This window comes from Pelatocladus sp. BLCC-F211 (assembly GCF_041928655.1).
In the GTDB taxonomy this organism is placed as follows: Bacteria; Cyanobacteriota; Cyanobacteriia; order Cyanobacteriales; family Nostocaceae; genus Pelatocladus.
The window spans coordinates 1-12,907 of the sequence record NZ_JBHFLM010000172.1 but is presented as its reverse complement, the minus strand read 5'-3'; the positions used below and the strand labels follow the sequence as shown (position 1 = coordinate 12,907).

Sequence of the window (12,907 nt, the reverse complement as noted above, 5' to 3'; positions counted from 1 at the left end):
GATTACAACTTTGTGCCGCACTCTGGACAGAAATTGTTAGCGGGAAGGTTTTTCGCACCACAATTACTGCAATAAACTGCTTCGACGTCAGCTTTCGGTGCTTGCTTAGGCAAACCGATCATCTGAGCGTTGCTTTTACCAGGCGCTACCATTGGGTAACAGTTTTCGTCTTTGGTAACGTGAACATCAAGAATCACCGGGCCGTCATGGGCTAACATTTCGGCGATCGCATCTGTCAATTCTTCCTGGTTGTGAACTACTACGCCTTTGATACCATAAGCTTTTGCCAGTAATTCAATATCTGGCATCCCTACTTCCATGTTGGAACAAGAATAACGCTCACCGTGGAAAGCTTGTTGCCACTGGCGCACCATCCCCTGCCAACCATTATTGAGAATGACAGTCTTGACATTTATCCCATACTGTGCAAGCGTGCCAAGTTCCTGTAAACACATCTGGAAACTGGCATCACCACTAATACAGATGACTTCTTGATCAGGGAAAGCAACTTTAGCACCCATCGCTGCTGGTACGCCAAAACCCATTGTTCCCAAACCACCGCTAGAAACCCAGCGTCGAGGTCCGGCTTGGAGAAATTGAGCTGCCCACATTTGATGTTGACCGACATCTGTGGTGTAGATAGCATGGGGTGCTTGGCTAGCGATCTCTACAACTACTTCTTGGGGTGAAATGCTATCGGCATGGTGTGGTACAACCAAAGGATATTCTTCTTTCCAGCGATTGATTAATCTCAACCACTCTTGAGTTTGGTTGGGTGTACCTTTGATACCCAATTCTTCACATCGGCGTAAAATGTCTTGCAATACGTTTTTGACATCGCCAACTATAGGTACATCGGGAATACGATTTTTACCGACTTCTGCGGGGTCGATGTCGATATGAATTACCTTAGCGCGGGAAGCAAATTCATCCAACTTGCCCGTGACGCGGTCATCAAATCTTGCACCCACACAAATGAGTAAATCACAATCGGTAACTGCAAAATTAGCATAAGCAGTACCATGCATCCCCAACATTGCCAAAGATAGAGGGTGATGCTCATCAAAAGCACCCAAACCCATTAAAGTTGTGGTGACAGGGATTTGGAATAACTCAGCCAATTCTTGAAGTTCTGCGTAAGCATCAGCAGCGATCGCACCTCCACCGACATACAATAAAGGACGGCGACTGTCGCGAATCAGTTGAATTGCAGCATGAATCTGGCGTGGATTTCCCTTGACTGTGGGGCGATATCCGGGTAGCTTCACCGAACCCGGTTGCACAGGTAAATAATCAAATTCTTCAAATGCTACATCTTTGGGGACATCAATCAAAACTGGTCCTGGTCGCCCCGTCGCGGCAATGTGGAAAGCTTCAGCCACAACCCGTGCCATATCTTTAGGGTCACGCACTACGTAAGAGTGCTTCACAATTGGCAGTGTAATACCGTAAATATCGGTTTCCTGAAACGCATCTGTACCAATTGCATGACGGGGTACTTGTCCTGTGACAATGACCATCGGGATCGAGTCCATATAAGCAGTGGCAATACCTGTTACCAAGTTAGTCGCCCCTGGTCCTGATGTCCCAAAGCACACTCCTACCTTTCCTGTAGCGCGAGCATAACCATCAGCAGCATGGGCGGCACCTTGTTCATGTCTAACTAGGATGTGCTTGATGCCTTCACCACTAGCTTCTGCTTTATACAAATCATCATAAATTGGTAGAATCGCACCACCAGGATAACCAAAAATATATTCGACGCCATGGCGTTTTAGACTGTCAAGCAGTGCAAAACCACCAGATGCACGTCTGGGCGTCACGACTGGCGATGAAGATACACTAGACTGGGCTTGCTTCTCGGTTTGTGAACCAATGATTGGGGAACGCGATTCTCCGACGGAGACACTTCGTGAACGCACAGTCGAACCTCACCTATTAGCTAAGATAATGCTGAATTTCTGTAGTTAAATTCTCATTTTAATTTAAAACTTTGATCATTTCTTGAGATTATCACTTATCCCTGACATTGAGCATTGGGCATGAATCAGTTAACAGTTAACAGTTAACAGTTAAGAGTGAGCAGTTTAATTTGATAACTGATAACTGATAACTGATAACTGATCCCCTATATCACGTCTTGCAAAACTCGACGGGTATTGTGCCAAGCCCAAACCCCAATAATCGCAACGATCGCACTCATTCCTACTAGCACGCTTCGCAAGCCTAAAGCATCAGTGATTGGGCCAGTAATAGCCAGTGGTAAAGAAAGAGCTATATTGATGGCGTGATTTTGAAACCCAAAGACTTTACCAAGCATCGAAGGTGGGGTTTGTTGTTGGATTAAAGTTTGCATTGGCACACCAATTAGGGCTGCACCTATTCCTAAAACAGCACAAAGTCCTAAAGCTAATGACAGTTGGTTGACAAAAGTGAACATCCCTAAAACTACTGCCATCATCAAAAACCCGATCAAAGGTAAGGGCTTGTGATGAAATTTATCACCCCAATGACCCAAAATCCCTGCTCCAATTACCATTCCTACGCCTGCTGCTGCCAAGAAAAAGCCAAATTGTTTCTCTTTTAATCCAAATTCTGCTGCTAGTTGAATTGCTAGCACTACTAGGGCTGCAAATACGCAATACAAAGTCACTAGTTGCAGCATGGCATTTAACACCAAGCGATTTTTCTTGAGATAGCGTAGACCTTGTTTAAAATCTGTCCAAGGATGTATACTTACTTCCTGTTCGCCAATGCTTCTATTGTCTTTAAAGTTAATGGGCTGCATGATCCCAGCAGAAGACATATACAATATTGCCACTACCAGCTCTTGACCATAATTGGGACCAAGGTAATTTTTTGCCCAGCTTAACATCGGTTCGCCGATCGCAAATCCCACAATTAAAGCACCCATCATTGTGCTGCTGAACAAGGCATTAGCTGCCATCAAATTCTCTCGCTTCACCAATAACGGAATAACTGCCTGTTCTGCGGGTGCAAAAAACTGCGTCACAGTGGAGATTGCAAAAGTCAGTATTAATAAAATCAAAAATTCCCGTGGCAAAAGCGGTATTAACAGTGTCAACAAACCGCGTACAACATCTGAACCAACCATGATCAGCTTTTTTGGAAAGCGGTCAACAAACACACCTCCAGCAGAACCAAACAAAATTGCTGGGACTGTAAACGCCACCATTAAAGCTGAGTACATCGAGTTTTCGGCTAAACCCGCAGGAGGTGGATAGTTTTCTAATAGGGCAATCATTAAAACAAAGAAAACTTTATCCGCAAGCTGGGACAATAACTGCCCAATCCACAGCAGCATAAAACTACGGTTTCTGAGCAGGACGCCAAATCCTTTATTTACAGCAGCAGGTTCAGTTGGAAACATCAGCAATTAGGGAATAGGGGGTTGGGATTGGGGAGCGAAAATTGGGGAATGGGAGCGAGGATTGGGGAATGGGAGCGAGGATTGGGGAATGGGAGCGAGGATTATATTAAAAACCTATCCTAGTCCCCGTTCCCCATTGCCCGTTCCCCGATCCCTGATCCCCAACCCCCGATCCCCTCCTTAGTACTTATACTTTCCGGACTAATTTTTTCATAGCGCACCAAAAGTTTTTGCAAAAATTCCGCCGCAGTTAAACTTTGCGGGGATGGCGATTCCCTAAAAGATGAGTCTACCCACCAACCTTGAATGTTCTGGGGCGATCGCCACATTTCTAAATGATCAACTGCTGGATCTGCATAAAAATTATTTTCACCGCCACCCAGTAGTTTAGAACTCCAGTGAGTGAAGTAATCATGGCTCATCCTATGGATAGGAAAGTTTCCCCATAATGGTACTCCCCATCCATCTATAGCAATAAAAGCTTTTATTTTACCTCCTAGTAGTTGCCATGTAGATGCGGCTGCGATCGCTCCAACTACACCAGCACTAAAACAAATAAATATAAGCGGTGATTCTAGCCTATCTCCTAAGTGTTTGTGTAAAAACTCTAAAATATGAAATGCTGATAATGATGAAAAAACTTCGGCTGGGTAAACTAGTATATTTACTGAATCTGGAGACTGCAAACTGTGAACCACTGAGTCTCTCAAAGCCGTAAGAAAGTTCTCTGTTAAGTCTTGTGTATGGATACCTGGGCAAATAATTATACTCATTAGTATTTGATCACAGCTTTTCTAAACAGAATTATTTTTGAATTTAAATGTTGCAAATATAACATTAAATATTCCCTTTGATAATTCAGTAAAGGCTATTGAACATAGTTAATGACCATCAAATACTAGATATTAGTGTATAAAAGGTAGCATTTACGCAATCCCCAATCCCCAATTATCGGAACTCTAACCCAAATCACTGAATCTGTGGTTACTATTGGTTACGATTATTTAGATTTCATATATTAAATTTGGTCGGGTGTAAATGTCTGTCGGGTGTCGTAAAAATAATATTATTGTTCCTATAAGTGTAAGCCTGACTTTATTGCTAGTCGGTTGCAACGATAGTAAAACCTCCCAATGTCAGCGACTAATCAAGACTGTGAACGAAGGAAATTCTTTATTAGAAATCAATAAAGGTACTCAGGTTACAACAAGCTTGAAACTGGCTAAGGATTTGGAAGCAGCAACTAAAAAAATTGAGCAACTAAACTTAAAAGATCCCAAGCTCAAAGAATACCAAACTCGGTTTGTCAAAGTATTTACAACACTCAGTCAAAATATCAATAAAGCAGGTAAAGCGCTTAATACTGCAAAGCTAGCAAAAGCTTCCACATCTGGTAGACAACAAATACAAACATCCAGAAGTGAAATTGACAACGCCCTCAAAGCAGCCGAATTTGCTGGAAAACAATCAGATGTGCTTGCGGAACAAGTGAATAAATATTGTAGTCAGGCTGAATAAGGGGACAAGGGAGACAACTTATCAGTTAACTGATAACTGATAACAGATTCATGCCCGATGTCCAATCACTAACATCTACTTGCAGACTGGGGACAGTATTTTGGTCGTGAGTATACATTTATAAGTGTTGGGCTGGATTTAAATTTGGGATGACTGTAATAAATTCTTCTAGGAGTTTCCTACTGCTAGTTTTACTACTAACTACAGTAGTAGCGTGCGAGCAAAATACTCGTGCTTCTGTCGATACTTCCACACCAGTAGCACAGAATTCTCCACAGTCTCAAAATGTTATCCCCACTAAACCACTCTCACCTCAACGCATCCGTATCAATCTGAAAAATTTACCAAAACCCTTTGCGACTAAAAGCGCTTCAAAATCACCTCAAGTTGTCTCAATTCCTGCTAACCCGACACTGCGGGTTCCACCTGGGTTTACAGTCAATGTTTTTGCAGAAGATTTAGATGCACCCCGTTGGTTAGCGTTAACCCCGAATGGTGATGTGTTGGTGACTGAAACCAGACAAAACCGCATTCGCTTGCTGCGTGACACTAACGGTGATGGTGTGGCTGATGTGAAAAAGACTTTTGCTACTGCTAAAAACGGGTTAAATCGTCCTTTGGGTATGACTTTTGCAGCCAATTCTTTCTTTTTAGGTAACACTGATGCAGTGCTACGCTTTCCCTATACCCAAGGTCAGCAAGAACTTAATGGTAATGGTCAAAAAATAGCCGATATTCCTGCTTATGGCTACAACCAGCACTGGACACGCAACGTCATAGCCTCGCCTGATGGTAATAAACTATACGTTTCTATTGGTTCCGGTACAAACGTAGATGAGGAACCACTACCACGGGCTTCTGTGCAGGTGATGAATTTGGATGGTTCCAATCAACAGACTTTTGCCTATGGTTTGCGTAATCCAGTTGGTTTAGATTTTCACCCAGTAACTAAGCAGCTTTACACAACAGTAAATGAACGAGATGGTATCGGTGATGACTTAGTACCAGATTACCTAACACGCCTGCAACAAGGTCAATTCTACGGCTGGCCTTATGCATACCTAGCGCCCAACAATATTGACCCACGTCAAGCAAATAACGGTAAAAGTAAACGCCCGGATTTAGTAAAGACTACCACTACACCAGATGTCTTGTTTCAAGCCCATTCCGCGGCTTTGGGTTTGCAATTTTACGACGGACAGACTTTCCCCGAAAAATACCGCAATGGTGCTTTTGTTGCTTTTCGTGGTTCTTGGAATCGCGATCGCGGTACTGGTTATAAAGTTGTTTTTGTTCCTTTTGATGCTGAGGGACGTCCGCAAGGATACTATGAAGACTTTCTCACGGGATTTCTCCTAAACCCCACCATCCCCACAACTTGGGGGCGTCCCGTCGGTTTACTAACTTTACCCGACGGTAGCCTAATTTTTACAGAAGAAGCCAACAACCGCATTTATCGAATTCAGTACAGTGGTTAGTGATTGGGGATTGGGGATCGGGGATCGGGGATCAGGGATCAGGGATCGATGTTTATTCTCTCCCTTGTCTCCCGTGTCTCCCTTGTCCCCCTTGTCCCCAATTCCCAATCCCCGATCAAAACCACCCTTCCTGTTCTAGGGTTTCAATCAACTGTAATCCTCTCGGATTTCTACGGGTTGGTCTACTAATTCTGCTACTTGGGTCACTTTTTTGGGTGCCTGTTCCACTAAATCTACAGCTGCACCACAAACTGGACAGTTTTCTAACTCTAGCTTTTCTATTTTGTCTGGTTCTCCAAATCCGTTGCGTGTCTTTCCTGGATGGTCGTACTTTTGTCCACGCTTCAAACCTTTTTTACGCTTGCTTTTATCGCTCGGTTTCTTATTTTGGTCACTTGATGGTGGTACTGAACTATTTAAACGTTCATTTTCTTCTCTTAATGTTTCATTCTCACGCTCTAAAATTTCTACTCGCTCATCAGTAATATGGTCTTGTGCTGCGAAAAAAGCATGAGCTAATTTTCGCCAAGTAGCAAAACCTTTCAAAGAAAGTGACAGAAAAATTATTCATAACATTTGTCCATCTTGCAATATAAGCGCTAGAGCGGATTTTGGCTTTTATGTTATCTGCTCTAACTGTAATTCACAGATGATTCCTATCTCAGATAAAGGAGGAGTATATTCAATAGCAGATATAGCACCAATATCACTGTTAGCGATTTTATTAACTGATGCTGATTCTTGGATTGATGTATCAATATTTATGCATTCAAACATTAAATTGATAAAAGAATACTTTCCAGATATCGGTTATTATGACCTTCTCGTTACTCAAACAATTAGACTTAAAATGACTCGAGAACGGAAATCTTCAAAAGCCTTACTACTCACAGCATACGCCTTTTGTCAATTGGGGAAGTTCAGTTTTAACTTTGCTATAAAAAATTTACCCGATAACTTATCCGATAAAAATTTTATAAGCTAGAAAAGATAGAGACACATATAGAAATACACCTAGAGAGTAATATTTCTAAGTCTATATACTTATTTTGGTAATTTGTTACTTGTCTAGCTTTGACTGAAGACTAGCTATTAACTCTTGCTGTGCTTGTAGCTGGTTTTGGAGTGATTTTATTATTTCCTTGAGTGATTCAACTTCAGAGTTAGTTTGTTGAATTTGTTGGTTGTTAGCTGGTAACTCTGGATTAATTTGTGATGCTCTATCAGCTATGTCTTGATAATGCTTTTGACTTACCATCTCACCATGACCACACCAAGCTGAAACTATTTTTTCATCCCTACCTAAATCAAAAACTTGATGAGTGATGAAAGTGTGGCGTGTATTGTACAGTGGCAAATATTTTTTAAGAATACCTTGCTCAATTAAAGCAGGAATGATTCCTTTAGTTTTATTGGGTGCGTAACCAATCCATAGCCGTCCGACAAAATCATCATTTATTACTTTCCCGGTCTTAGATTTAAAAACAACATCATTCGGCTTACCTTCGGGAATTAATTTTAAAAGATTCCATAATTCACCATTTTTAGGCATAGGAAACCTTCTGGCAGTTTCATTTTTAGTGGGCAAGAATTTTTTAATCTTATGGTTGTATGTCCATCTAATTGCTATCTCTTGTTTATCCCAAAAAACATCACCCCACATGAATGCTATAGCTTCACCTGTTCTACAGCCTGTTAAAAACTTAAACCCAACGAATGGATAAAGATAATTCGTTTTTTCGTTATTTTTTATGTAATCAAGTATTGCTTGTGCTTCTGTCCATGTATACGCTTTGTTTTTATCAAGAATATCTTTATCGTTGTTAATTTCAATCTCACTCTGTTTTTTACCTTTAGCGCCTAGTTGCTTTATCTCTTCAGCCATGCCATTAAACGGATCATAAGTAACTTGTTTGTTTCTAATCGCTCGCTGATATGCTTTTGACAAGTGACTAAGTGTTTTTTTAACTGTTAACAAAAACCTGTTTTCAATTAGCCAATTTCTTATTTTATCGGCATCTTCACACCCAACTGCTTTAATAGATGACTTAACGTAGTTGGTATATTGTCCTCTAACTAATTCAAAATAAGTACTTTCCTTCATGCTCGGCTTAATGTACTCACAGTACATGTCCCACACTTCCAAAATACTTAGCTCAGGTTTAGGTGGCAGTTGACTATCACTTGTTTCTGCATTCTTAATTAGTCTAAGTTTTGCCCTTAATCCGTAGTCTTCTAAAATCTCTTGATAACGTCCGATATTGAAATTCCCGTTACCGTCATCAAGCTTTCTATCTTCTAACTCTTGCTGTAACCGTCGTTCTAGTCTCTTAGCTGAAGATTCCCAATTTTCATCATTGGGAATCCCAGTGGCTAGCTTGACTTGTTTTCCATCCTCAAAATAACCACGTGGAAAACAAGCTTTAATACTTCCGGCATCCGGTCTAACAGTTATTTGACCTTTGCGACTCTTACCGCTTGGTGTTTTGCTGTACATGCTCAATTAATGCTCAAAACTTAGGTATATGATACCTAAAACCACCCTTCTTGTTCTAGGGTTTCAATCAACTGTAATCCTCGCGGATCGCCTACTCCTAAAAGTGCGGCTTTGGTGTCTTCTCGAACTCCCAAATCTTTGTCTTCGGCAAAAGCTTGAATTAAGGCATCAATAGCAGTGGCATAAACAATGTTAGAAGGTAGTTCGCGACATAACTGTCCGATCGCCCAGGCGCTGTTACTCCGTACTGGTGCTACAGGGTCTTGTACTAAAGCTTCGATTAATGGTGGTATGGCCCCAACCACAGTTTCATAACCAATTTGCGCCATCTGTGCTAGGGAACTTGCAGCCCACAATCGGACTGCGGAAATATCTGTTCTCAGAGCATCGGCTAGAGGTGCTAAACAACGGCGATCGCGGCAGTTACCCAAGGCCCAAACCACGCCTTTGCGTACGTACCCATTCCAATCTCGCCCTAATTGAGTAATCAATGGTTCTACAGCGTCGGGGCTGGGGTTACGTCCGAGTCCGTAAGCTGCACTTACTCGCACTAGAGGGCAAGTATCAGTCAGCAAACTAATCAAATGGGGAATTGCCCGTGCATCTTCGACGTCACAAAAGGCACGTGCTGCCAGCATTCTTTGCTGGGGTTGGGGATGCTCTAACAGTGGTAGCATTTCCTCTGGATCGGGTTTTGGCACTTCTGACTCTGCGGTCAGTGGTTCCATTTTATCTAGAGGACTTTCTAGCTCCACTTCTACATCAAGTAGGCTGAGGTCGTCTTCGTCATACATAAATAAAAAGTACCATTCCCTACTACCACTTACCAATAAATTCAAAATTTAAAATTAAATGTCCAAAAAAATTAAAGTTATAAAAGTTTCTTCAGCCACAAGGACTGAGTTTCGTAACCCAAGTGACTGTAAAGATTTAATGCAGCTTGGTTAGATTGAAACACCTGCAAACCCATTTGCCGATCGCCTCTTTTTTTTGCCCAGTCTTCTGCATACCGCATCAAAGCTGTGGCAATTCCTCGTCGCCGATGTTCTGGTACGACGTAGAGTAAAAAAATGTGAGCATGGCGATCGCCTGTTACTTGATCAATCGCATTTCCCATCCACAGACAAGCTACGGCGGATCTGGGGGACTGGGGAAATGATAATATCTCCATTTCTCCATGTCCCAGTGTCCCCGTGTCTTTTTCTATTCCTAAAAAATCCACCCACCATAAAGGTGTTTGGTTAGAAAAGTATTGTTGTACTGTTTGTGCGAGATGGGAAAAATCCCCAACAGAAAACATTTCTTGGTAAGTCAATTGCATGAACTTGACCAACAATGCCCGATCTAAACTGGAGCCATGACGAATACAGTAACTTGGTAGCAGTTCCACAAATCAAAATGCAAGTTTTTGCTCAACTAGAATCATACGGAAGCTGAGGACGAGGTGGGAAATACAAAAGACACGCTTAATTTCTGTGCGTCTCCCACTCTCCCTATACCCCCATTCTCTTCAACAGGTGCCGGTGCTGCCATATCCCCAGGTAAGAATATACGAACACTGACTGCTACTAGCGCAAACAAAAATATCAAAACTACGAGTAGGGGAGCTATGTATTGACGAAATATAGCCATTTTTGAGATATAAAGCTTAACTGAAGATTTATGAAGTTAACATGATTTATTTTAACGATGTTCAGGAGAAATCAGTTATCAGTTATCAGTTATCAGTTATCAGTTAATTTTTAGAAATTAATTCTAGGGATTACCCTTGCTCTTTCACTGTTCACTAGTAACTGTTCACTGATAACTAATTTCATCTACGATCGCGTTCTAAGTCCGCGATCGCTCTTTCCCAGTACCAGCTTTCTGGCATTCCTGGGTAGTCTTGTTTTGCTTGTTCAACAAGGCGTTCTGCGGCGGCGGTGTCGCCAGCTACCATTGAAATTAGCTTATTTTTTAGACGGTTATCAGCTCCACGTGGGGTAGAAGGTCTGAGTGTTGGTTCGGTTGGTGAGTGTGCTACTGGCTCAGTTAATGGCTGAGTTGCTGGCTGTGAGTTGCTAGCTTTGGTTCGGTTAGACTGCCTACGCAACTCCCAAAACAAAACATAATAAAGTGTGCCAAAAATCAAAATGAGACTGAATGTTCCCAGAAAAGTTAGGAGGTTAAGTCCCAGAAATCCTAAAACTAGCTGGGAAAGCACGTAGCCAAGCAACAATCCTGTAAATAACAGGATTGTTGTGGCAACAATAATTATTAGTTTTTGCCCCATATATCTTCTTCCTCATCATCTAATCCTGGTCTTGGCATTGCTATAGGTTGAGGGTTCCAAGGAGCGAAAACAGGTAGCAGCAGTAACCCTGGCACGGCGGCAATAATAGTAATTAAGAAAAATGTAGACCAACCTGTGCTTTTGGCGATCGCTCCAGCTGGAGCAGCCAAAATATCGCGGCTGACGGCCATTAAACTGGAAAGCAATGCATATTGGGTGGCGGAAAATCGCTGGTTACAAAGACTCATCAAAAAGGCAACAAAGGCAGCTGTTCCCAATCCACCACAAAAGTTTTCGATGTTAATAGTCACTACCAGTAATTGGTAATTTTGAGTAAATTGCGGTTGGGCAAGTATAAAGTAAGCAAGGTTACTTAGAGCTTGCAACGCGCCAAAAATCCACAGTGAACGATTGATACCTATTCTGCTTAAAACTACACCACCGACAAGAGCGCCAACAATAGTAGCAATTAATCCCATTCCTACTTGTATCGCTCCAATATCGGTTTTAGTGAAACCAATAGTGAGTAAAAAGGGTGTTGCCATATTACTCAGTAAAGCATCACCTAGTTTATATAAGGTGATAAACACCAGAATCAATAAGGCTTGGACAACTCCTTGGCGTTGGAAAAATTCCCCGAATGGTAGGATAACTGCTTCAGCTAAAGAAGCAGGAGGGCTAATTTCTCGTGGTTCTGGTGCGAGTAAAACACCAAAGATTCCAATTACCATCATTCCTGCCATAAACAAATATACCGACGACCAAGGCATCCGATCAGCCAGTATTAATCCTAAAGAACCAGCAACTAATAGCGCAACTCGATAACCTAAAATAAAAACTGCTGCGCCAGCACCCATTTCTAATTCTGTTAAAACATCGGTGCGGTAAGCATCAGCAGCAATATCTTGAGTCGCACTCAAAAAAGCAATAATTATGGCGTTGATGGCTAAAAGCTGTAACGCTTGTTTGGGTTGTTGAAAAGCCATAAAGGCGATCGCGACGATCAAAGCGATCTGCGTCACAATCAACCAACCTCGTCTTCGTCCCAAAAATGGCGGTGTAAACCGATCTAGAAATGGAGACCAAAGAAACTTTAACGAGTAAGGTAATGCAGCAAGGCTTAACCAACCAATCGCCGCCAAATCTACCTGTTCTTGAGTCATCCAGGCTTTGAGGTTATTCCCAATTAATAATAAGGGCAAACCTGATGCAAAACCTAGCAATAATAAAGCCGCCATCTTGCGGCTTTCAAATACCTTAAGCAGAGATTGAATTTGTTGCACAGTATTTTGTACTTTTATCAGGAATTGAAATTTAATTTACTTTTGAGAATGAGTATTTAAGGATAAAATTTTGTATTTCTTTATTGTGAGCTATGACTTGCGTATCTCTGTGTTTTTCCTGATCAGGAATGGAAATATATTGCCATAACCAGTGTGTAATTTAGTGCCAATTTGGCTGATACGATTTTGGATTTTAGATTACCCTGCGCTTCGACACTCCCTGTCTACTTGCACGCCTGTCGCTAACGCGCCTACCAAAGGTAGCCGCTTACCTTCGGAAGCCCCTCTGCGTCTACGCGTCTATGGATTTTGGATTTTGGATTGTGCTTGACATCTCCCCTTACTAGAAGTATGGGGATTCTAAACTGATGTTGCTACGCCGGATAAAATGCGAGCTACGCAACGTTTACGATATGATTTATTTAATCGCGTAAACAAGTCATATCGTTGTGGCACTGTCAAAGATGC

12 protein-coding genes and 1 pseudogene are annotated in these 12,907 nt (G+C 41.9%); 3 read left to right on the top strand and 10 right to left on the bottom strand.

Annotated features, from left to right (window positions below; genetic code table 11):
• Positions 1–2: 2 nt before the first annotated feature.
• From ilvB to ACE1AT_RS21345, 3 genes are all read right to left on the bottom strand, one after another.
• Positions 3–1,922 (bottom strand): biosynthetic-type acetolactate synthase large subunit, encoded by a 1,920-nt coding sequence (gene ilvB / locus ACE1AT_RS21355; RefSeq protein ID WP_374871962.1) that lies wholly within the window; start codon positions 1,920–1,922, stop codon positions 3–5.
• 206 nt (positions 1,923–2,128) lie between these two features.
• On the bottom strand, positions 2,129–3,391 hold the full coding sequence (locus ACE1AT_RS21350; protein ID WP_374871960.1) for an MFS transporter: 1,263 nt from the start codon (positions 3,389–3,391) through the stop codon (positions 2,129–2,131).
• Between the two features lie 119 nt (positions 3,392–3,510).
• Entirely contained in the window at positions 3,511–4,164 is a 654-nt protein-coding gene (locus tag ACE1AT_RS21345) for a hypothetical protein (protein WP_374871958.1), read from the bottom strand.
• Positions 4,165–4,429: 265 nt separating this feature from the next.
• Here ACE1AT_RS21345 and ACE1AT_RS21340 point away from each other — a divergent pair, with 265 nt between their 5' ends.
• Together ACE1AT_RS21340 and ACE1AT_RS21335 are read left to right on the top strand one after the other, a co-directional pair.
• A complete protein-coding gene (locus ACE1AT_RS21340) occupies positions 4,430–4,909 on the top strand; it encodes a hypothetical protein (protein ID WP_374871956.1) in 480 nt (159 codons plus the stop codon).
• A gap of 149 nt (positions 4,910–5,058) precedes the next feature.
• Complete coding sequence (locus ACE1AT_RS21335) at positions 5,059–6,387, top strand: PQQ-dependent sugar dehydrogenase (protein ID WP_374871954.1); 1,329 nt, start codon at positions 5,059–5,061, stop codon at positions 6,385–6,387.
• A gap of 159 nt (positions 6,388–6,546) precedes the next feature.
• Here ACE1AT_RS21335 and ACE1AT_RS21330 read toward each other — a convergent pair.
• Positions 6,547–6,840: pseudogene (locus tag ACE1AT_RS21330) on the bottom strand (IS66 family transposase); the annotation flags it as partial.
• A 196-nt stretch (positions 6,841–7,036) separates the two neighbouring features.
• Here ACE1AT_RS21330 and ACE1AT_RS21325 point away from each other — a divergent pair.
• Positions 7,037–7,372 carry a hypothetical protein gene (locus tag ACE1AT_RS21325; RefSeq protein ID WP_374871952.1) on the top strand — a complete coding sequence of 112 codons (336 nt, stop codon included), beginning with the start codon at positions 7,037–7,039 and terminating at the stop codon, positions 7,370–7,372.
• 75 nt (positions 7,373–7,447) lie between these two features.
• On the opposite strand, the gene ACE1AT_RS21320 is transcribed toward ACE1AT_RS21325, so the two are convergent.
• From ACE1AT_RS21320 to ACE1AT_RS21295, 6 genes are all read right to left on the bottom strand, one after another.
• Positions 7,448–8,884, bottom strand: coding sequence for a hypothetical protein (locus ACE1AT_RS21320; protein WP_374871950.1), 1,437 nt, complete (start codon positions 8,882–8,884; stop codon positions 7,448–7,450).
• Between the two features lie 35 nt (positions 8,885–8,919).
• A complete protein-coding gene (locus tag ACE1AT_RS21315) occupies positions 8,920–9,678 on the bottom strand; it encodes a HEAT repeat domain-containing protein (RefSeq protein ID WP_374871948.1) in 759 nt (252 codons plus the stop codon).
• A gap of 77 nt (positions 9,679–9,755) precedes the next feature.
• Entirely contained in the window at positions 9,756–10,274 is a 519-nt protein-coding gene (locus ACE1AT_RS21310; protein ID WP_374871946.1) for a GNAT family N-acetyltransferase, read from the bottom strand.
• Positions 10,275–10,306: 32 nt separating this feature from the next.
• Complete coding sequence (locus tag ACE1AT_RS21305) at positions 10,307–10,516, bottom strand: hypothetical protein (protein ID WP_374871944.1); 210 nt, start codon at positions 10,514–10,516, stop codon at positions 10,307–10,309.
• Between the two features lie 181 nt (positions 10,517–10,697).
• Positions 10,698–11,156, bottom strand: a complete 459-nt coding sequence (locus ACE1AT_RS21300) for an ABC transporter permease (RefSeq protein ID WP_374871942.1) — start codon at positions 11,154–11,156, stop codon at positions 10,698–10,700.
• Positions 11,141–12,394, bottom strand: coding sequence for an AmpG family muropeptide MFS transporter (locus ACE1AT_RS21295; protein WP_374871986.1), 1,254 nt, complete (start codon positions 12,392–12,394; stop codon positions 11,141–11,143). Before ACE1AT_RS21295 ends, ACE1AT_RS21300 begins: the two co-directional genes overlap by 16 nt.
• Positions 12,395–12,907 lie beyond the last annotated feature (513 nt).